The 19,745-nt window shown below is 44.0% G+C and carries 20 protein-coding genes; 6 read left to right on the forward strand and 14 right to left on the reverse strand.

Going from position 1 to position 19,745, the window contains the following annotated elements:
- Positions 1–119 precede the first annotated feature (119 nt).
- From rbr to AMICO_RS06280, 4 genes are all read right to left on the reverse strand, one after another.
- Positions 120–656: a rubrerythrin gene (rbr, locus tag AMICO_RS06265; protein WP_013048613.1), complete on the reverse strand. Its 537-nt coding sequence runs from the start codon at positions 654–656 to the stop codon at positions 120–122.
- Between the two features lie 127 nt (positions 657–783).
- Positions 784–1,254: a tRNA adenosine(34) deaminase TadA gene (gene tadA, locus AMICO_RS06270; protein WP_013048614.1), complete on the reverse strand. Its 471-nt coding sequence runs from the start codon at positions 1,252–1,254 to the stop codon at positions 784–786.
- Positions 1,255–1,257: 3 nt separating this feature from the next.
- Positions 1,258–2,829, reverse strand: a complete 1,572-nt coding sequence (locus tag AMICO_RS06275; protein ID WP_013048615.1) for a carbon-nitrogen hydrolase family protein — start codon at positions 2,827–2,829, stop codon at positions 1,258–1,260.
- A gap of 29 nt (positions 2,830–2,858) precedes the next feature.
- On the reverse strand, positions 2,859–3,299 hold the full coding sequence (locus AMICO_RS06280; RefSeq protein ID WP_169302812.1) for a NanQ anomerase/TabA/YiaL family protein: 441 nt from the start codon (positions 3,297–3,299) through the stop codon (positions 2,859–2,861).
- Positions 3,300–3,391: 92 nt separating this feature from the next.
- On the opposite strand from AMICO_RS06280, the gene AMICO_RS06285 reads away from it, so the two are divergent.
- Positions 3,392–3,898, forward strand: coding sequence for a hypothetical protein (locus AMICO_RS06285; protein ID WP_013048617.1), 507 nt, complete (start codon positions 3,392–3,394; stop codon positions 3,896–3,898).
- Between the two features lie 9 nt (positions 3,899–3,907).
- On the opposite strand, the gene AMICO_RS06290 is transcribed toward AMICO_RS06285, so the two are convergent.
- The 8 genes from AMICO_RS06290 to AMICO_RS06325 all read right to left on the reverse strand — a co-directional run bounded on the left by AMICO_RS06290 (position 3,908) and on the right by AMICO_RS06325 (position 11,521).
- Positions 3,908–4,864: an ArsA family ATPase gene (locus tag AMICO_RS06290; protein ID WP_013048618.1), complete on the reverse strand. Its 957-nt coding sequence runs from the start codon at positions 4,862–4,864 to the stop codon at positions 3,908–3,910.
- A 16-nt stretch (positions 4,865–4,880) separates the two neighbouring features.
- The gene (locus tag AMICO_RS06295) at positions 4,881–5,189 is read right to left on the reverse strand and encodes a DUF7990 family protein (protein WP_041459360.1); all 309 of its coding nucleotides are present in this window, start codon (positions 5,187–5,189) and stop codon (positions 4,881–4,883) included.
- A gap of 43 nt (positions 5,190–5,232) precedes the next feature.
- On the reverse strand, positions 5,233–5,424 hold the full coding sequence (locus AMICO_RS06300) for a 4-oxalocrotonate tautomerase (protein WP_013048620.1): 192 nt from the start codon (positions 5,422–5,424) through the stop codon (positions 5,233–5,235).
- Positions 5,425–5,478: 54 nt separating this feature from the next.
- A complete protein-coding gene (locus AMICO_RS06305) occupies positions 5,479–6,912 on the reverse strand; it encodes an FAD-dependent oxidoreductase (RefSeq protein WP_013048621.1) in 1,434 nt (477 codons plus the stop codon).
- A gap of 110 nt (positions 6,913–7,022) precedes the next feature.
- On the reverse strand, positions 7,023–8,453 hold the full coding sequence (locus tag AMICO_RS06310; RefSeq protein ID WP_013048622.1) for an aminopeptidase: 1,431 nt from the start codon (positions 8,451–8,453) through the stop codon (positions 7,023–7,025).
- A 37-nt stretch (positions 8,454–8,490) separates the two neighbouring features.
- Positions 8,491–9,741, reverse strand: a complete 1,251-nt coding sequence (locus AMICO_RS06315) for a glycerate kinase type-2 family protein (RefSeq protein WP_013048623.1) — start codon at positions 9,739–9,741, stop codon at positions 8,491–8,493.
- A gap of 98 nt (positions 9,742–9,839) precedes the next feature.
- Complete coding sequence (locus AMICO_RS06320; RefSeq protein ID WP_013048624.1) at positions 9,840–10,502, reverse strand: helix-turn-helix transcriptional regulator; 663 nt, start codon at positions 10,500–10,502, stop codon at positions 9,840–9,842.
- Positions 10,503–10,633: 131 nt separating this feature from the next.
- The gene (locus tag AMICO_RS06325; protein WP_013048625.1) at positions 10,634–11,521 is read right to left on the reverse strand and encodes an anion permease; all 888 of its coding nucleotides are present in this window, start codon (positions 11,519–11,521) and stop codon (positions 10,634–10,636) included.
- Positions 11,522–11,854: 333 nt separating this feature from the next.
- Here AMICO_RS06325 and AMICO_RS10190 point away from each other — a divergent pair, with 333 nt between their 5' ends.
- On the forward strand, positions 11,855–12,013 hold the full coding sequence (locus AMICO_RS10190; RefSeq protein WP_013048626.1) for a hypothetical protein: 159 nt from the start codon (positions 11,855–11,857) through the stop codon (positions 12,011–12,013).
- A gap of 91 nt (positions 12,014–12,104) precedes the next feature.
- On the opposite strand, the gene AMICO_RS06330 is transcribed toward AMICO_RS10190, so the two are convergent.
- Together AMICO_RS06330 and otsB are read right to left on the reverse strand one after the other, a co-directional pair.
- Complete coding sequence (locus AMICO_RS06330) at positions 12,105–14,516, reverse strand: glycoside hydrolase family 65 protein (RefSeq protein WP_013048627.1); 2,412 nt, start codon at positions 14,514–14,516, stop codon at positions 12,105–12,107.
- Complete coding sequence (gene otsB, locus AMICO_RS06335; RefSeq protein ID WP_013048628.1) at positions 14,513–16,108, reverse strand: trehalose-phosphatase; 1,596 nt, start codon at positions 16,106–16,108, stop codon at positions 14,513–14,515. Before otsB ends, AMICO_RS06330 begins: the two co-directional genes overlap by 4 nt.
- A gap of 290 nt (positions 16,109–16,398) precedes the next feature.
- Here otsB and AMICO_RS06340 point away from each other — a divergent pair, with 290 nt between their 5' ends.
- The 4 genes from AMICO_RS06340 (at position 16,399) to feoB (ending at position 19,676) form a co-directional block, all read left to right on the forward strand.
- Entirely contained in the window at positions 16,399–17,073 is a 675-nt protein-coding gene (locus tag AMICO_RS06340; RefSeq protein WP_273312666.1) for a metal-dependent transcriptional regulator, read from the forward strand.
- Positions 17,060–17,281 carry a FeoA family protein gene (locus AMICO_RS06345; RefSeq protein WP_013048630.1) on the forward strand — a complete coding sequence of 74 codons (222 nt, stop codon included), beginning with the start codon at positions 17,060–17,062 and terminating at the stop codon, positions 17,279–17,281. Before AMICO_RS06340 ends, AMICO_RS06345 begins: the two co-directional genes overlap by 14 nt.
- 68 nt (positions 17,282–17,349) lie before the next feature.
- The gene (locus tag AMICO_RS06350) at positions 17,350–17,640 is read left to right on the forward strand and encodes a FeoA family protein (protein ID WP_013048631.1); all 291 of its coding nucleotides are present in this window, start codon (positions 17,350–17,352) and stop codon (positions 17,638–17,640) included.
- Between the two features lie 2 nt (positions 17,641–17,642).
- Entirely contained in the window at positions 17,643–19,676 is a 2,034-nt protein-coding gene (gene feoB, locus AMICO_RS06355) for a ferrous iron transport protein B (protein WP_013048632.1), read from the forward strand.
- Positions 19,677–19,745: the final 69 nt, after the last annotated feature.

Here is a 19,745-nt window from a genome sequence, read left to right on the forward strand (position 1 = left end):
GTTGACGTGAGCATTATAGCGATTTTAAATATAGATGTCCAGATAAGGGGAACTGTTCAAAATTTAATTAAATAGAGGCCGCTTTAAAGGCGGCCCCTGTTTTATTCACTTTCTCTCTATTAGTAGTTTTCCGCTTTGATCTCAAAATAAGCCTGAGGATGATCACAAACAGGGCATACTTCGGGGGCCTTTTCACCACAATGGATGTGGCCGCAGTTGGCACAATGCCAAACCTGTTTCTCTTCCCGCACAAAAATCTTTTCTTCTTTCAGGTTTTTTAGGAGCTTCAGATATCGTTCCTCATGCTCTTTTTCAATTTTTGCTACAGCCTTAAACAAATATGCAATTTTCGTAAATCCTTCTTCTTCGGCTTCCGCAGCAAATCTTGCGTACATATCAGTCCACTCGTAATTTTCGCCCTCAGCTGCATCTTTCAAATTTTGCTCTGTTGAAGGAATTCCATCATGCAAAAGCTTAAACCAGATCTTTGCATGTTCTTTTTCGTTGTTTGCTGTTTCTTCAAAAAAGGCCGCTATTTGATTCAGCCCCTCTTTTTTTGCTTTAGATGCATAATAGGAATACTTGTTTCTCGCCTGAGATTCTCCGGCAAATGCTTCTCTCAAATTCGCCTCAGTTTTAGATCCTTTCAAGTCCATCGTTATTCCTCCTTCTGTGTAATTACCCTTCTTTTTTGTTAAAATCATATTTATTATAGAATATTAACATCTTTTATTCAAACCTTGATTCTGTTAGAAAACAACAAATTCGCGCGCCTGATTATGGTCATGGGGCGCTCGAATTCTGACGACGCTTTTTAAAGTAATCCCAAAGAAGATTGGCGCTTTCCTGAGCCAATACCCCTTTTATAACCTCGCACCTGTGATTCAGACGAGAGTCTTGCACTATATTATAAAGTGTTCCGCAAGCGCCGGCCCGGGGGTCCGCTGCTCCGTAGACAAGACATTTTATTCTAGACAGCACTATAGCGCCTGCGCACATGGGGCACGGTTCCAGCGTAACATAAAGGGTAGATCCCCTTAAGTTCCATGTCCCCAGCCTTTCCGTGGCTTCTCGAATAGCAATTATTTCAGCGTGGGCTGTGGGATCCAGATGTTTACTGTTGCTACCCTTCCCTATAACTTCATTATTCCTAACCACTAACGCCGCAACTGGTACTTCTCCATGCTCTGCCGCTTTTCGAGCTTCGTCAAGAGCCATATTCATAAAAAAGATGTCGGTGTCGCTATGAATCACGCTTTACTCTTCCTTTCGACTCGTATTCCTTAATTCTTTATAGGCATGGGGAAGTCTTCCCAGAACAACATCTGTCCCTGTAATGACGGTCTTGCTATAGGCCTCTCCGAGAAGACAATAGGCAGAAGCGCTCTGGTCCATTCCTGGAACAGTTATAGCGCATATGTTTCCCGTAGGGGAAACTATAAAAGAATTATCTTCTTTATCCCCACAACCTGCCCGAATTAAAAACACTCTATTTTCTGCTGCCCTGCATCGCGCTATTTTCTCGGTCATTGCGTGACGTTTGGCGTCAGCCCAGAAAAGTACCTGCACTCCCTCCAACATCATGCTTCTGGCAACTTCCGGCAAGAACATCTCTTCTTCGATGACAAGCCCTATACGTCCTGCTTCCGTGGAAAAGACTACGGGTCGACAAGCCTTATCTAAAAAGATAGGGCCGTAGGTGTTGTCCTTCGAAAACGCTATGGCGGCTCGCTTCTTATGACCGTCTATTTCCGCAAGGCCTCCTACGCAGACAACCACTTTCGGATTAAGCAAGGGGCGCAGTTTGTGGACCACTTCGTCAAAATCAGCTTTTTTGCCGCAATCGGGGAGGGAGATCAGGGATGCGTCCTGATCTTGCAATACCCTGATCATGCGGGAGGCCATAGCTACATAATGATCCGCTGTTTCTGCTGAAAAATGGGCTGCGGAGCAAACCGCTCCTGTTTCAGCTAAAACCATTGGTTTTGCCATTAGAGAGGTTACAGGCAACTTTTCTGTAGGGTCAGTAAGACGGGCGAAGCATCGGTTTTCTTTATCAGGCAGTGGATAGGATGCCATTTCTGTGTCTACTGTGGCTATGAGAGCTTCCGGCGTGTCGGAAGGTGAAGATCCTATAACGTGTCCCAAAGGATTGATGACACAACTTCGTCCTGTATTCATTATAGAATATGCTTCGAGCCCGACTTTATCACATAAAATAATCCAGACCCCATTCTCAAAGGCCCGGACTGGGAGCATATACTCTATCTGTGGGTTCATCAAAAGGGTGGTACTAGAGGCTGAGGAGACAAGGTTTGCCATGTCTATAATTACTTCGGCGCCCTTTTCTGCTAATATGCGGGCTATTTCCGGAGCGCGGCCATCAGCGCATATCATCATGCCAAGCTTTCCCAAAGAAGTGTCAATGACAGAAAAAAGTTCGCCGGCTTCAATAAACTTGCGGTCAAAATGCCAAAGATTCGACTTGTAGACGCGTCCTAGTATTTCACCTTCAGGCCCCCATAGAAAACCAGCGTTTCGTAACAGGCCGTTTTCCTGGACATAGAGCCCCATGGCAATGTGAACTCTGTAATGAGCAGCCCTCTGGGCCACTTCTTTCATAAAATTCGGCGTTCGCTTAAGGGCAAGTTCCGCAGCCTCTTCGTTCTCTCTAAGAAAATAGGCTGGCCAGGCACATTCTGGAAAAACGAGAAGATCCACTTTCTCTTCGCTGCAAAGACTATCTATCCATTCCAGGATTTCTTTCTCCGTCTGCTCATACTGACTCACATCCCGGGCTTCCAGCTGGATACAGGCTACCTCAAACATTCTGTCTCACTCCTTTTTATATAGTCTTGCTATGGGAGCTCAACCTTAACAACTATTTTACGAATTCTAGCAGGTCTCATCTGAGTTATACATCCCTTATGAACATCATGTGGAAAGAAAATTACAAACATACCGGGCTTTGTCTGAAAATATTCCCCGTCTCCATCATAAAGGGCAAAATCCCGAACAGCATCGTAAGCAAGAGCCTCTTCCATAGTTTTAAGAGGAGCATATCCTAACCACTCCTCCCCTGACAACAGACATTGTATATCTGCATATTTTTTATGGGCTTCCCACACTTGCGCTTCCTTAGGCTTTGTGGTTGCTGACTGTATGATGGCAAAGACTGATGGCCCATCTATCTCATATTTGCCATTTTCCAAAGAAGCCGGAATGAGGTTATCAAGAAATTCAAAAGCTTTTCGAAACCGTTCTCCTAAACAAAAATATGTGGATGCATTATTTAACATATCAAATATCAATATCACCACTCCCTCTTCAAGGCTTACGGCTTGGATGATGGTACAATATTTTTTGAATCAAAATGGAAAGGAGCGTTGTCATGCTTTCAAAGATTTTTCGTGTTTTTGGAATTCGTACCAAACCTATGGTGCCTCTTTCTGCTCACGACATAGTGACCAGATCACGTCACGCCAGTAAAACAATAGAATGGAGCCGTAATAAACGTTTAACCATTTACAATCCCCCTTTTTGGGGTATCCACCATCTTTTTATAGATCCTGATCTTCATCACGCACTTATTGCCCTTAAAGAAGACGGGAACTCTTTTGTCTTTTATGGAAACTCCCAGGGGGCTGAACGCTGGGAAAAATACGATGCAAATCTCAATATGTGCGATTGCGGCATTGTAGAAAACCAGGCCCTTACGTGGCTCATATACGAAGATTATGTAATCTATAACGGCGCTATGCTTCCTGCTACAAATGCACCCTACCACTGGGGACGTGTAATAGACAACCAGCCTTTCTACGCTTCTATTAACGAAAAGTGGGCCTCTCAAGGCATTTCTGAAATCAGAGAATTGGCCCCTTCTTATTCGGAATCATAACAAACGCTGCTACATTTCATCCAGCTTTAAGATGAGAGGAGCTATCTCGCTAAGTTGCTCTATGCCCTTTATATCAGAATCTAAAAGGGGGATACGAGCAACGCCGAAACCACCAAACATCTCGTCGATCTGTTTTAGATACTGTTCTTGGTCAACTCGGCGCTTTTCGAAAAATGGACCTGCCTCCTCAGGAATAACTTTATTTACAATAACTCCCCCTATTCCAATGTCATGTTTTTGCAATATTTCAATGGCCCGCTTTGTTTCTATAATGGGGAGCTTTTCTGCATTAAGAACAAAATAAAAAGCCGTATTTTTTTTATCCGTCAATATCTTTCTGGCCAAAGCAAATTTGTCACGCCTCGCCTGAAGCGTATCGATGATGGGGTCTTCCTTTATCTTTTCCTGAAGGTCTTTGTCGTATTTTGCAGCAACTTTCATGAGTTCCATGGCATTGGCACGCTTTTCAATCAAATGCTCTATCCAAATTCCAAGTATTTCTGGCAGGGTTATAAGCCGCAATGTGTGACCTGTTGGAGCTGTGTCAAAAACAATAACGTCGTAAGGATTACCTATGGATTCCATTAGTTCAATGAATTTATCAAAAATTGCCGCTTCCTCTGCGCCGGGAGACATATAGGCTATCTCTATCTGGCGTTTTATCTCTTCAACGATTACGGCGCTGACGATGTGAAGCATTTTATCCTGAATGGCCTTCATATACTTTTTTGCTTCTTCTTCGGCATCAATTTCTATTCCCCAAAGATTTTCTGCCACAGGAATGACATCCAGGCCGATAGGCCTATTGAAAGCATCGGCAAGGGAATGGGCTGGATCTGTAGAAACCACAAGTGTTTTTATTCCTAGTCTTGAAAGAGCGTATGCATAGGCCGCGGCACATGTCGTTTTTCCAGTTCCGCCCTTCCCCCCAAAAAAAACAAACTGCCTTTTCACATGATGAACCATCGAAAAAGAGCCTCCCTTAATCGAAGTCGTATTGAGCCGCCTTTTCAGCAATTATAAACTTGCGATTTTGCATTCTCCGCTCCCATGCGATAAGGTCTTCTGCAAAATAAGGAAGAACCTCGAGCATGTAGTAGGAAATAGGGTTGGGAATGCCTAAAAAATCACCAAAAAGGAGTAGCATCAGATTATCATTTACATCAAAGGCTTCTTTTCGAACAACAGCCATTCTCTTGTCTACAAAAGTTCCGTGAGTAAAGGCTCTTGCCCAGAAAAGAGCTTTCGAAAGAAGTTTGTCATTCTTTTTTTCGTTCTCTTCACTAAACATTATGGACACCCCGATAGAAAAGCTCTATTTCTTATATTACTAACTACTTATTTTTGTCTGAAGCGAGTACGCCACCTACAGCAAAGTCTGTTCTTTCCATTTCCATAAGAATGATTCGGACAGCATCTGCCGGCACTTCGATACTATTGCAAATAGCCTTGGTAACCTCATCCACAAGACGCCGTTTTTGCTCCAATGTTCTGCCTTCAAAAAGATGCACGTTAACGATTGGCATAGTGTTTCCTCCTTTTTGAATATAAATTCAAAACTGTTATGTATTATACCTTTTTTAATGAGCCATAGCTTCTTGGGCAGCAAAAAGCAGCATAAGATAAGGATCTTCAACAGTATTATGATAAGGAGAATGGACAAAATAATGAGAAAATAGTCCAGAAACAGTTTCCCTTCTGGTAATGATATCGATAAAACGTTCCGTTAAAAAGAGTGGTGATTCTCCATCAATAACAACTTGGAACCCTATAATTTGTCCCTTTTTCAGTCCTTTTTCGTCAGATGCAGAAACAACAACTTTCCAGAGTCCTTCCTTTCCGTTCACCATAGCCTTTTCTCGAGTATGATAGGGCAATGTGATGGAAAAAACCTGGATACCCAACGTATTTGCCAATTCCTCTGTCCACCCCACACTTCCCCAATGAAGATCGAAAATGGCACTCAGACCCCAGACCGTTGCAGGCGGCAAAAACATTTCTTTTCCCATAATATTGGCAGAGGCGACAAGTCCCTGACGCATAGCAAGAGTGCCAATAAGAGGCAAAATAGGACGTCCCGTAACAGCATCGCTGATTTGAGCAGCGTCGCCAACAACATATATATCGGGATGTGATGACTGCATTTTTTCGTTGACTACTATCCCCCGCTCAATAGAGAGTTCTGCACTTCGAGCTAACTTAACGTTAGGACGAACACCTGTCGCAAAAACAACGCCGTCAGTCTTTATCTCCGTGCCATCTGAGAGCACAACCCTGTCTGATCTGACTTCTGTCAGCTGTATGTTTTTATAAATTGAGACTCCCCATTCAGAAAGACGTTCGCTGACCTTCCCTGCCATATCCATATCCATTGCCGCGATAAGATGAGGCAGAGCCTCTACTAAAGTAACGGCAAGTCCTCTATCGTGAAGAGCCTCCACAACTTCAAGGCCTATGGCCCCACTGCCTACGACAACAGCCTGATCGCTCTTTTCCGCAAAGGCATCAAGTGCGCGGGCATCATCCGCACCACGCATAACGAAGATATTTTCAGCTAGTTTCTCTTTAGAAACGTATTCGCTCCCAACCATAATTTCTGTCAGATCTCGCATGTAACCTTCCTTATCTGATAAAAGCCCCTTTACGGAAGGAAGCCAGGGGACAGCCCCAGGCGCGAGCAGTACTTTTTCAAAATGAATTTCAAAGGGACCCTCTGTACTCGTTCCCCTCGCTATATGGTTCTCTGCGTCCAGTTCAGTTACGACACCACGAATAGCATCCTCGACAATCTCAGGAGGCAAACGGTCCGAGTTAGCCAAATCAACAACTTCTTCTTCAGGACCACCTGGAATAAGTTTTCTTCCAACGCCATAAGGAAGAGAACAAATAACTGTAGGATCCTCGTTCATCACAATTGAGAGGCTCTTTTCACCCATGCGTCGAAGTGTCATATAAGAGAATCTTCCTCCAGGACCTCCTCCGATAATAAGCACTCTTTTTCTTAATGTTAACATTACTCCACCTCCACAATAATCAGACAATTTAATATACCGATTCTAACATACCATGGTGGGGTATATCAAGAGGCTACAAAAAAGCCCGGTCCAGAACCGGGCCACTAGCTTTATTTCGACTGAAGAAAGGCTCTGTATCCTTTCCATGCCATGAACAAATCCACTTTGCTGATCAGTTCCCATGGAGCATGCATGGAAAGTACTGGAACGCCGCAGTCAATAACGTCGGCTCCCCTGTTTGCAAGAATGTAGGCAATGGTTCCACCGCCTCCTTCATCAACTTTTCCCAGCTCACCAGTTTGCCATACTACGTTGTTCTCATCGTAGAGGCCGCGTACAAAGGCCATAAATTCAGCACTGGCATCGTTGGATCCATATTTACCTCGACTGCCTGTGTATTTGAGTATGACCACGCCATTCCCCATGAGAGAGGAGTTTCGTTTGTCAAAGGGTTCCGGATACGTTGGGTCGAAAGCTCCATCAACATCGGCAGAAAGAACCTTGCTGTTGCTAAAGGCACGGCGAAGTAAAAGCTCTGAATAGTTCTCACTTCCCAAGGCTACCAGTTCAGCCACGGTGTTTTCATAAAAAACAGACTCCATCCCCGTGCTTCCCATACTGCCAATCTCTTCTTTATCAACAAAAAGAGCTGATGCTGTATAGAGAGGGTGTTCCACCTCAAGGATGGCGCGCAAAGAAGCGAAAGCACAGGATCGATCATCATGGCCATACCCAAGAATGAGACCACGGTCAAGACCAGCGTCGCGAGCTTTCCCCGCAGGTACGATCTCTATTTCTGCTGATGTAAAATCTGCTTCATCAACCCCGTATTCCCTGGCAAGGATTTGCAAAACACCAAGTTTGACCTTTTCTTTAATATCGGCATCTTCTACCGGGATGTGGCCAATGATAACATTCAGATCCTCCCCCGAAATTCCGTCGCTCATTTTTTTCGATGCCTGGGATTTTCCCAAGTGCGGGAGAATGTCACTAATAACAAAGAGAGGATCATCTTCTTTTTCTCCTATGTTGAGGTGGACAAGAGTCCCATCTTTTTTAGCAAAAACCCCATGTATCGCCAAAGGCAGCGTAGCCCACTGATATTTTTTTATTCCCCCGTAATAATGAGTCTTGAGCAAGGCCATTCCCGAATCTTCATAAAGGGGCTGAGGTTTCAGGTCAAGACGGGGAGAATCAATATGACTCCCCACGATGCGAAGGCCCTCTGATAAGGGTTTTTCGCCTATAACGAACAAGGCTACCGCTTTGTTTCTGTTTACAGCCATCACTTTTATGCCAGGTTCTAATTGCCGGCCAGCTTTAATCATTTCTTCAAGCTCCACAAAACCGGCAATACGTGCCATGGAAACGATTTGCTCCACACATTCCCGTTCAATTTTCCCGTTATCAAGAAAATGCTTATAGTCTTCAGCTAAGGCGAATACCTGTTTTTTCTCCTCTTCCTGAAGTTTTTCCCAGGCGCTGGAGAAAGAGTAAAAGCCTTTTTCACGATATTTTGCTTCTATATCTCGATTGCTCAAATTTTAAGCCTCCTGCCTTAATAAATATTGTTATTTATTATACATCTTTCACTAGCAGCACTGTGAGGTCGTTGACATTCGTGCCAGTAGGACCTGTTTTTACGAGTGCGTCCACTCTTTGAAGGGCATGGTATGCATCGTTATTCTCGAGAAGGGCAAGGGGGTCGAATCCACTCTGCCGTATTTCTTCTGCCGTTGTTCCATCCACGATCCCTCCTGCTGCGTCTGTAGGACCATCTGTACCATCAGAGCCTACTGAAACAAGCACGACACCAGCTATATTCTGCATCTCAAGAGCAGCAGCAAGAGCTATTTCCTGGTTACGTCCGCCTTTCCCCTTTCCTTTCACGTGAACGACAGTTTCCCCCCCTAAAATAATGGCGCAAGGCGGTTGGAGGGGGCGGGAATGCTCTGATTCCTCCCTGGCTATTGAGGCTAAGAAAGCTCCCGCATCTTTAGCTTCACAACTAAGAGTTGTTGTGAGTATCAGTGTCTTATACCCTAATTCTGTGGCTTTTTCAGCAGCCTTTTCACAAAGCGTTGTTACGCTTCCAGTGATAAAGGTTTCTACGTTATTGAGGTCTTTAGGGGTTTCTTCTTCAAGTACCCTTAAAAGTCTGGAAGGCATTGTGAGATTATATCGAACCAAAATATCCAGGGTTTCTCTGGAAGTTGTAACATCCGGGCAGGCTGGCCCGGAGGCGATACTATCAAGCCGGTCACCTAGCACATCGGAAAGCACGATAGTATATACTTTAGCAGGGTTTACCCATTGAGCGAACCTCCCACCCTTTACAGCGGAAAGACGCTTTCGGATCATGTTTATTTCCACAATATTAGCCCCGCAGCGAAGCATCTGATCTGTAATATCAACAAAATCCTTGAGTGAAACCCCCTCTTTCGGTTTTTCAAAAAGGGCTGAACCGCCCCCTGATACTAAAAAAAGCACCTGATCGCGGGGTGAAAGATTTTCTGTTATTTCAAGGGCTTCAGAAGTGGCCTTGAGAGAGTTTTCATCTGGCAAAGGATGACCAGCTTCCCATATAGAAAGTTTTTTTATTGGCCCCTGGCTATGCTCATATTTCGTTATTACGACACCCTTCGCTACCTGATCACCTAAAACATCTACGGCAGCCCTTGCCATACGCCACGCGGCTTTGCCTATTGAAACGAGGATAACCCGCCCTTCACAAGGCTTTTTTCGCAGCTGCTCCTTTACAGCATGTTCTGGCAACACTGCGTCAATAGCGTGGTGAATAATATGCATGACATCACGGTGAAGAGACATAGCCAAACCTCCTGATGTGAGTTATTGCAGGGTGGGTTCACGTCATCATCATAGACAATTCTGATAAAGAGCCAAAGCTTCCTCATCAAACTAGAAAACTATTTGCTTTTTCTTATCTCTCTTAAATATCCATATATAGTAAAACGGCTCTTCCCAAGTTCTTTGCACAATGTATCGACAGCTCTTTTCAACCTGAAAAAACCCTTTTCCTCAAGAGACTGGATGATCTCAAGTTTCTCTTGTTTGGTCGTATAGCGAAGTGGTCTTCCGCCACGCTGAGCCCTTGTCTCGTCAATCATTTTTTTAAGCAGCGAGTCAGAAGTTGGCACAAGAGTCTCAACTGAAGCTCCGGATGAGGATGATAAAGGAACAATTCTAGTCAGTTCTTCAGAAAGGTTTTTCAGCATTCGTGCTCGAGTCATATCGTAATTTATACAAAACAAACCAACAACCTTATTTCTTTTGTCACGTATCAGCGTTACGCTCGAACGCATAGGGCGGCCGTCAGAGGCACTGGAAGGGTAATTCGCAATAAAATCCACATCTTTATATTCGTCATTTTCTCGCAAGCTGGTGCCAAACTCAGTAAGGGGAGATTGTTCTGTACGTCCCGTTAGTTCTCCATGAGCTATAGCTACTATTTTATGCTTTGGACCTGAAACATCATGAAGCACAATCTCGTAATCAATCCCCAAAGTCCGATCTAACATTTGTACAACTGGTATAAGTGGAAGCAACAGAGGATGGCACTTTTGTTTCATTACAGCACCCTGCCTTTCTGCGTACCTGCCCAACAAAAAAGGGCGGAATTCTCCGCCCCACATTGTATCATGGCATTCTTTTCTATTACACAAGACATCCAGGGATATTAACAACATTATGTAACGATCTCTCAGACCCTGCTTTCACAATAGTTTTTCCTTTTAAAAAATTCCTCATAGAGCATTGACGCGCCAGAATAAAGAACGACACCGGCAGCAATCCACTGAAGGACAGCAAGGTTCAAACTTTTAACAATAGATACAGCGGCGAGAACACCTGCAACACCGAAAATGCTTGAGAAAAGTGTGATTTTACGCCCGTATTGTCCTAGGCGAATAAACTCCATAGCACCCATAGGAACAGAGAATGTACACGCCCCCATCATTATGGGAAATACTGCTGCCGGATTCACGCCAAGAGCATAAATTGTTGCCATCGTGGGGGCACAAGACCCGACTCCCACATTATTCAAAGCTCCAAACACAAAGAGGAGAACCCAAGCTATGCCAAGCTTAACTCCGGAAAGACCGGTAGCATCTCCGCCTAAAGGAATTATATTGAACTTTCCAGCCAAAATTAACACAGAAGTTAAAACAAACCCTACTCCCATAAAAGTCCTGATTGTCTCTGCTGGAAATTTTACTGCAAAACGAGGGCAGATATAAGCTCCAAGCATCTGGGCCACAATACATGAAATAAGTGTTACCGTATCCACTCGAATGGTAGAAATATAAGCGAGGGCCATTATCGCTACTGGAATGGCACATTGGGTATTTAATGTTCCGGGAAGTTTCGAATCGCTTGTAAGTTTTCTAGCCCGATACAAAATCGTGGAGAGGGCAAAATCAGAAATACCAAAAGTTGCAAGAAAAAACGTGATAGCCCCCCATAATGCCAGAAAAACATTGTTTCCCGGTTCTGCCCATGCATCTTTTTTGTGTTTCAAAAAATCTGCGGCAAACTTGAAAGCATAAAGACCATTCACAAGAGTAATTAATACGAGCAGCACTCCGACCATTTTGCCCTCCATTTTAAGTGATAGCACCGCCAATCACTGCGTTCGCAAGGCATCTTATATAAATTCAACATAATTGTCAATATAACACTTTTTTGCTTGTTAGCCATGACATGCTTTTAGATGCCTATTTCAACTTTTAAAAGGGAATTTTCAATGTGTGGTATAATATGAGCTGTATTCTAACCAGAAAAGTTTAAAAGGCCGTTCTGGAAAGTTGGAACGGCCTTTTTTATTTTGCGGCACTTCCCGCCATGCAGTCACGATGGTACCGAAACGTCATACCGCATGTGTCGCTTATATCGGAATTTGTAAGAAAGGTGAGGGTTTATTTTTATGAGTAAGAAACTTGTTTACGTTAATGAAGTCCCCTTCTGGATAACCCCTGAGGGTCGTTTAGAAGCAGTCGAGCTTCACAACGGACATGTTGTGGAACGAATTATGCTTCGTACTTCCCGTGGGCTTCAGGTTCTAAGAAGCACCGCTTCTATCTAGGAACAACATGCTGATTTAGAGGGACATCATTGTTTCTTTAAAAATACCCGCCGACAGACTTCCGATTTGGAGGTCTGTCGGCTTTATTAAACTAAATTTTGAATTCTAAGATTTCTCCACAATCAACTTTGATTTTTTTTGTTTTGCTACGGAAAGCTATCTTTATATATCCTTTTGGACTTGGAAAAGTTTTAATGGTTAGTTTTTCTGGAGTAATTGTAATTTCCATAGGGTAACTTCGATATCGGATATGCATATGAAGTTCACCAAGTTCAGGGGGGATGGCGGGATTGAAGTAAAGAATGCCACCACGAGCCTCAATACCGGTATAGGCCCGCTGAAGAATGTCCACAGTCCCCGCCATGGCTCCTAAATGGATTCCCTCCGGAGTCGTCCCTCCTTGTATATCAGCTACGTCACTTTCAAGAGCTTCTAAAAAGAGCTCCCAGGATCCGCTTCTATTTGACCTTGCCAGCACCCACGAGTGCACCACCCTGCTCAGTGTAGAGCCATGGGACGTACGTTTAAGGTAATAATTGATATTTTGAGGGATTGTCTCATATTTAAAAGCATATCCCAGTTGTTTAAAAATACTCCTTAATTCTTCCGCTGAAAAGAGGTAGAAAAGCATGAGTACGTCTGCCTGTTTAGAAACCTTGTATCTGTTGGGCGAATCCCCTTCCGCTTCCAAAATACGATCAAGCCTCTGGATGTTCCCATATTTTTTTTTATATTCTTCCCAATCAAACTCCTCTAGCTGTTCATACCCCTCAAACTGACTCAGAATACCGTCTTTATGAAAAACGATCTTCATCTTTCGGGCAATATTTTTCCAGTGCTCCCTTTCTTCTTCTGAAAAACCTATTTTTTCGCAAAGAGGATTACGATCCGTTTCAGGAAGAAGGTTCCATATTTCAAGAGCCCGGTTCAGTATCCAGACAGTCATAATATTAGTGTATGAGTTATTGTTAAGCCCTGGTTCGTTTGCTCCCGGATAGGCATCGTGATATTCGTCAGGACCCATTATTCCAAGAATCTCGTACCGTCCAATCTCTTTGTTGAATGTCGTTTTGCTTGCCCAAAAACGGGCGATCTCTATAAACATTTCTGCTCCGTAAAAGGAAAGAAATTCAAGATCTTCCGTAACCTGATAATACTGCCAGATGTTATACGCCAATGCGGCGTTTACGTGCCGTTGAAGATGGGAATTGTCAGGGTTCCATCTTCCCGATTTCGGGTTTAGATGAAGTTTCTGAGTTTCTTCCCTGCCGCTACTTCCGCTCTGCCAGGGGTACATGGCCCCTCTATGCCCCAACTCCTGAGCAGCCTTACGAGCTTTATCGAGTCTGCGATACCTATACATGAGAAGTGAACGGGTTATTTCCGGCATTCTAAAGTTAAGCATAGGAAAAATAAATATCTCGTCCCAGAAAATATGCCCTCTGTAAGCTTCGCCGTGCCATCCCCTGCTGGGAACACCCACATCGAGATCCATGGAGTGTCTGGACGTGGTTTGAAGGAGGTGGAAGGTATAAAGGCGCAATATCCGAGACGTTCTCTTTCCTTTTTGAGGATCTGCAGGATAGTAATCTATCTCAAATCGATGCCAGAGATGTTCCCACGCGAGAGCATGGCTTTTCAAAATCTCTTCGAAGGAATCCGCCTCCACCACCGCAATTTTTGCCTGACAACCACATTCCGACATCCCTTTATCCCTCGATGTGTAGAGACTTACTATCTTTTCTAGACGTATTTCATCCCCTTCTGCCATTTCCATTGAAAAGGTTTGGCCGATATATCCAGGTTCCTTTATGCAGTATCTTTCAGGATTGACGAAATCTCCGTTTTTAAAAATTTGAGTTCTTGCTGCCTCTGCTATTCGAAGTTCAGACTGGTTTGTCTGAACTTTCAACAAGATGCTTTCCTTGTTTATTTCTTCTTCGCAAAGAGGATCAAGATGCCGATTTGACAAAGATTGATAACGTGGAACACCTCCATTTATCACTTTCCCATCCAGAGCCGTGAGAAATTCTATTTCTCCAGACCAGTTTTCCGCTCTTATTACAGTCTCCTGTCCGGCCAAATGCGGATTGCCCATATGAACTACCCTTCGATTCATCAGAACAGTTTTTCTCCCCTGCTGGTCGCGAAAGTGAATCACCCTACAAAGGATGCCTGACCTTATATTTAATTTTTGTTCGTAAGAAAGTATTTCAACAGATTCTATATGGAACCATTCGCCGCCATTCATACGAAAACTCAGCGGCAACCAGTTGGGAAGGTTGACCAAATCCTCATTTTCAATGATTTTCCCAGCTATTTCCGTTTTAAGCCTGTTATACCCACCAGCCAAATAGGTTCCCGGATAATGGATTGAATCAGCCCCATTTTCAGCGCAAGCTCCCCGCGTGGCAAAGTAGCCGTTGCCAAGAGTGCAGAGGGTTTCACGGAGTTTTTCCTTTTCGGGATCAAGACCTGTATATGTAAGATTCCAGGAGGTCATGACCTTCCTCCTTTTGAGGGGAGTTTCACTAACTTTTGCAGGAATTCTCTAACTTCAGTTGTATCCTCCAGACAATACTCTGCCATTGACTCTCTCTTTCTTTCTCCATCCTTTACCACAATGCCTATTCCTATGCTTTGCAGAGTTTTGAAAGCATCTTCATCAGTTATGTCATCTCCAATATAAAGAGGAAGTGTTTTCTCAACTTCCAAACCCATGGCTTCTATGAGCCAGATAAGAGCCCGTCCCTTATCCCAGTCAAGATCGGGCTTAAGTTCAAAAACCTTTTTCCCCAGCCCCTTCCTCAGTTTAGGTTCATGGTCCAGAACTTTGTCTACCAGAGACTCAACATCCTTGACGCGACTTTCGGCAACTAAGCGATAATGAAGAGCCAGTGAAAATTTTTTTCGTTCAAGAAGGGCTCCTTCTATCTTTTCAACACTTTTTTCGAGGGATCGTTGAACCCTGTCCAATATGGGAAGATATTCTCTTCCAATCTGAAAATCGAGGTTCATGCCAGGCGGGCTTGAAATATCGAAACCGTGGCTTCCTGCATAAATAACAGTGTGAAGCTTGATAAAGTTCTTAATGTCCCTCACGTCTCGACCACTTATGATGGCAACAGGATATTGTTCGGCAAGCCTCTTTAAGGTCACTCGCATTTCTGGGGAAAGAAGTGCCATTTCAGGCCTTTCTACAATGGGTGTTAAGGTTCCATCGTAATCAAGCGCAACAAAAAAATTATGAGACTGGAGTTTTTCTTCTATGTATGGCAGGAGCATCATGGCAGATGGAATTTCCCCCATAGTCTGGGTAACGACTACTGTTTCCCCCTCTACTGCCAGCGCAGCCAGGTCGTCTATAACCAAATCGGCTCCCCTTTCTTCAAGAGCTTTTTTCTGTCCTCCTCTATCTACACCAATGACACATCCAAAGTTTCCAGCTCTTCCTGCCTCTATGCCAGCAAGGGCATCTTCAAAAACGATCGATCGCTTCGGCTTTACATAAAGCTGAGTGCTCGCTTCAAGAAACGTGTCGGGAGCAGGTTTGCCCTTCAATTTCAGGTGAGCTGCAATACGACCATCGACCTGCACATCGAAAAGATTTTCAAGACCTGCAGCTTTCAATACTATGGAACAATTTTTGCTCGAAGTAACCACAGCGGTTTTAAACCCTTTCTGTTTTAGAAGGAGTAAAAGTTCCCGCGCCCCATGGTGGAGCGCTACCCTATTTTTCTTCAAAAAATTACGGAAGTATTTATTTTTACGATTGCCCAATCCGCAAATGGTTTCCTCTTCAGGCGAGTCTTCAGGTTCTCCATAAGGCAATAGTATCCCCCTTGACTCAAGGAAGGACTTCACCCCTTCATAACGTGGCTTTCCATCTACATAGGTACGGTAATCATATTTCAAATCGAAGGGCCGCTTGTCTTTTTCAGGAATGCGGTCTGTTGCGGATATATAATCATCAAAGAGTTTTTTCCACGAAAGGGAATGAATTTGGGCGGTTTTCGTTATGACACCATCGAGATCAAAAAGCAATGCATCGAAATCCCTTCTGCTAATGTTGAATAATTCTTTATTCATCCTCATGGTCATCCTCCTATTCGGAGTGACTTCTCAGCAGAAAAGCGTGAGCATCAAAACAGATTATATATACATTGTAACGCAAAGAGTGGTGAAGTAAAAACGCATATAAACTGACTGGCACTTTACACTGTATATTTGCTCTCTACCATATGAAATTTTTTCTGTTTGGAGACGACATCATTCCTGACTTTAATGGCATTCAATGTCTTATAGACTTGACACAAAGAGTTTGACCAGTTAAACTCTTCTCGAAATAACAAGAAAAGGGGAAGATTGCCATCGTATCGTCAAGAATAGAAGATTATCTTGAAGAAATTTTTGCCCTTGAAATGCATGGTGACGAAGCCACTGTAACACTCCTCTCTGAACGTCTGGACGTCACGAAGGGCACTGTGGTTTCCGCTATAAAAAAACTTGTAGAGGCTGACATGCTCGACCACGAGAGATACGGCTCTGTAGCTCTAACAGAAAAAGGCAGAGAACAGGCATTGAATATTTATAGACGGCATGCTCATCTTTCTTTTCTCTTTACTGAAATTCTCGGTTTTGACAAAGAAAAGGCTCAAAATCTGGCATGTATTATGGAGCATGAAATGGATAGCGAAACCGATGGCAGGTTATTTGCCCTGACAGATTATTTTTGTCAGGCTTTGAGGGAAGGAGCCGCGTGGTTTAAAGAACTGCGCGTTGAAATGGATGACCCTTCCAGACTTCCCACTCCTCTTGTCGCACTGAAACCAGGCATGAAGGGTATTGTAAATCGAGTAACTTCAAACGGTTTGCTCAGAAAACGACTTATGGAAATGGGCCTTGTCCCTGGAACAGAAATTACATTTTTAAAAACATCTCCCCTTGGAGATCCACTGGAATTTGAGATTGGGGGCAGAAATCTTGCGCTACGGCGTAGTGAAGCCGCGACTGTGTGGGTACGGCGAAAAAAGGAGAATGAAAGCCATGATGCCACTTAGTTTCGTTAGAGAAGGCGCAGTTGTAAAGGTTGAAAATCTCGCGGGAGGAATGTCGTTTCGCAAAAGGATGGCAGAATTAGGCCTATTGCCGGGTTCTGTGTTTACTGTTTTGCGTACGGGCGGCGGCCCATTTTTGCTTAAAATAGGCGAAACTCGTCTTGCCCTTGGACAGGGCGTGGGGAATCGCATTTTTGTCAGGGAAATTTAGCCTAAAAGAGCACCGCTCTTTTTTTTATCATTTTAAATGTTTTACCAATCAAACAAAGAGGTGGAGATATGGGTACTCCAAAGTTAGTTCTACTCAGCGAATTGCCAGCGGGTAGTCTTGCTATCGTTTTTCGTATTGATGGGAATCCTGAACTGAAACGGAAAATGCTGGAAATGGGCCTTGTGCCGGGAACTGAGCTCTTAATACAACGAAAGGCCCCCCTGAACGACCCTATATCTGTTTCATTTCGTGGCTATGAACTGAGCCTTAGAGTATATGAAGCTGAAAGTATTCTGGTGAGGAAAATCGAATTGGGTGGTTGCGACGGTAATTGCAAAACATGTTGGGGGTGTCATTAACTATGGGCAACATAACTCTGGCTTTGGCCGGCAATCCTAATACAGGAAAAACAAGTTTGTTCAATCTTTTGACAGGCTCCAGACAGCATGTTGGGAACTGGCCTGGAGTTACCGTTGAGCGAAAAGAAGGGCATTTTTCCTACGAGGGAATGAACTTTACTCTCGTTGATTTGCCAGGAATTTATAGCCTGGGAGCTGCTTCCATAGATGAACAGGTAGCGTCTGAATTCCTCATTAAAGAAAAACCTGAACTTGCCATCACTGTGGTAGATGCTTCAAATCTAGAAAGAAGCCTCTATCTTGTGGTGCAAATGCTCGAAGCCGGGCAGCCTCTGATCATAGCGTTAAACATGGCTGATGTTGCAGAAAACAAGGGCATCCGTATCCATCGCGAGAAACTGGAAAAAGCGTTGGGAGTTCCAGTTGTTCCCACTGTGGCCAGAGAGAGAAAAGGCTTAGAGGACCTTGTTAAAAGAGTGAAGGACAGATTTGAAAATGGCGTTTCCCTATCTCTTCTTGCCATACCTTATGGCGAGAAGGTAGAGCAATCTTTGGACAGGATAGCAAAAAACGTAAGTTCTGCACTGCTGAGAGAAGCAAACATTGATCGTCGTTTAGCCTCCATAAAAATAGCAGAAGGGGATCCTTTGATTATCTCCATGCTTGAAAAATTAGGAGAAGCAAAAGAGGTTACGGCCATTGTGGAAGAAGAAAACGAACGTCTGGAACTGGAGCTTGGCTACGATCTCTTAACCGCCGTTATAGAACGGCGCTGGAATTTCATTTCCGCCATTACACAAAAAGTCGCAGAACGAAATCTTTCTTTAAAGAAAAATCTGTCTCCCTCTGACAAAATAGACCGAATTGTAACCCATAAGATTTGGGGATTGCCCATATTTCTTATTATTACTTGGTTCATGTTTCGCTTCACTTACGCAGTAGGTGACCCTATTGCGGATTATCTCGACGGAACTATTTCGGCACTGGGAGAAAGAATCGCATTTTTAATGGAAACTGCCGGGTTTCCACTTTTTGCGGGAAGTTTTGTGGCAGACGGCGTTATTGGAGGTGTAGGGTCAATTGTAGTCTTTTTTCCACATATAATGGTCCTCTTTGCCTTTATCGCCATTCTTGAAGATTCTGGCTATATGGCACGAGGTGCCTTTGTTATGGACAGAATTATGAGAGCAATGGGCCTGCACGGAAAGAGTTTTATACCCATGCTAATGGGCTTCGGCTGTAATGTCCCCTCTATTATGGCTACCCGCGTTCTGGAACGCCCCCGCGACCGCATGATTACTCTTTTGGTTCTTCCTTTTATGAGCTGCTCTGCCCGACTTCCTGTATATTTGCTTTTTGCAGGTATATTTTTTGGCAACCATGCTGGAACCATTGTATTTTCGTTGTACGTACTTGGAATTGCAATAGCTGTCATTTCAGCCAAGGTGTTGGGCAGTACTCTTTTTAAAGGAGAATCGTCACAATTTGTAATGGAACTGCCCCCATATCACCTGCCCCAGGCTGGTTCTGTATTAAAGAGCGCCTGGGAGCGTGCCAGTCTGTTTTTGAAAAAAGCTGGGACTGTTATTTTTGGAGCCGTTATTATCGTTTGGGTTATGGCTAGCCTCCCTCTTGGAGTTGAGTATGGCTCTCACGAAAGCATTGTCGGCCGTATTGGAGACATGCTGGCTCCTCTATTTGCTCCTGCGGGGTTCGGTTTCTGGCAGGCTGGCGTAGCACTCTTCTTCGGCTTTTTTGCAAAAGAGATTGTGGTAGGAACTCTCGGAACATTACTAGCTGGAGGCGAAGCAGGTCTTGCATCAGCATTGCCAGCCCTTTTCTCTCCCTTAAGCGCTTATGCTTTTCTTGTAATGACACTGCTCTATGTTCCGTGTATCGCTGCCGTAGCGGCTTTTAAACGGGAAACGAACAGTTGGAAATGGACCTTCTTTATGATCGCATACACTACTCTCATAGCATATGGCGCCGCCGTTATCGTTTATCAGGGAGGGCAGTTGCTACTCGGTTTGTCATAAAACGAATAAAATGTTTTAAAGCACCAATCCTCTCAAACCCAGCATAAGTAAAGAGGCCTCTTTCGAGGC

The sequence above is a fragment of the Aminobacterium colombiense DSM 12261 genome, from assembly GCF_000025885.1.
GTDB classification, from domain to species: Bacteria; Synergistota; Synergistia; order Synergistales; family Aminobacteriaceae; genus Aminobacterium; species Aminobacterium colombiense.

What these genes read in the sequence shown, in the direction of transcription:
- AMICO_RS06300 (WP_013048620.1), bottom strand. Translation starts at nt 5,424, where the DNA reads ATGCCAATCGTTAACGTGCATCTTTTTGAAGGCAGAACATTGGAGCAA.
- AMICO_RS06280 (WP_169302812.1), bottom strand. Translation starts at nt 3,299, where the DNA reads ATGTTAAATAATGCATCCACATATTTTTGTTTAGGAGAACGGTTTCGA.
- otsB (WP_013048628.1), bottom strand. Translation starts at nt 16,108, where the DNA reads ATGAGGATGAATAAAGAATTATTCAACATTAGCAGAAGGGATTTCGAT.
- feoB (WP_013048632.1), top strand. Translation starts at nt 17,643, where the DNA reads ATGGGCAACATAACTCTGGCTTTGGCCGGCAATCCTAATACAGGAAAA.
- AMICO_RS06305 (WP_013048621.1), bottom strand. Translation starts at nt 6,912, where the DNA reads ATGTTAACATTAAGAAAAAGAGTGCTTATTATCGGAGGAGGTCCTGGA.
- AMICO_RS06315 (WP_013048623.1), bottom strand. Translation starts at nt 9,741, where the DNA reads ATGTCTCTTCACCGTGATGTCATGCATATTATTCACCACGCTATTGAC.
- AMICO_RS06325 (WP_013048625.1), bottom strand. Translation starts at nt 11,521, where the DNA reads ATGGTCGGAGTGCTGCTCGTATTAATTACTCTTGTGAATGGTCTTTAT.
- AMICO_RS10190 (WP_013048626.1), top strand. Translation starts at nt 11,855, where the DNA reads ATGAGTAAGAAACTTGTTTACGTTAATGAAGTCCCCTTCTGGATAACC.
- AMICO_RS06295 (WP_041459360.1), bottom strand. Translation starts at nt 5,189, where the DNA reads ATGTTTAGTGAAGAGAACGAAAAAAAGAATGACAAACTTCTTTCGAAA.
- AMICO_RS06330 (WP_013048627.1), bottom strand. Translation starts at nt 14,516, where the DNA reads ATGACCTCCTGGAATCTTACATATACAGGTCTTGATCCCGAAAAGGAA.
- AMICO_RS06350 (WP_013048631.1), top strand. Translation starts at nt 17,350, where the DNA reads ATGGGTACTCCAAAGTTAGTTCTACTCAGCGAATTGCCAGCGGGTAGT.
- AMICO_RS06285 (WP_013048617.1), top strand. Translation starts at nt 3,392, where the DNA reads ATGCTTTCAAAGATTTTTCGTGTTTTTGGAATTCGTACCAAACCTATG.
- AMICO_RS06320 (WP_013048624.1), bottom strand. Translation starts at nt 10,502, where the DNA reads ATGAAACAAAAGTGCCATCCTCTGTTGCTTCCACTTATACCAGTTGTA.
- rbr (WP_013048613.1), bottom strand. Translation starts at nt 656, where the DNA reads ATGGACTTGAAAGGATCTAAAACTGAGGCGAATTTGAGAGAAGCATTT.
- AMICO_RS06275 (WP_013048615.1), bottom strand. Translation starts at nt 2,829, where the DNA reads ATGTTTGAGGTAGCCTGTATCCAGCTGGAAGCCCGGGATGTGAGTCAG.
- AMICO_RS06290 (WP_013048618.1), bottom strand. Translation starts at nt 4,864, where the DNA reads ATGGTTCATCATGTGAAAAGGCAGTTTGTTTTTTTTGGGGGGAAGGGC.
- AMICO_RS06345 (WP_013048630.1), top strand. Translation starts at nt 17,060, where the DNA reads ATGATGCCACTTAGTTTCGTTAGAGAAGGCGCAGTTGTAAAGGTTGAA.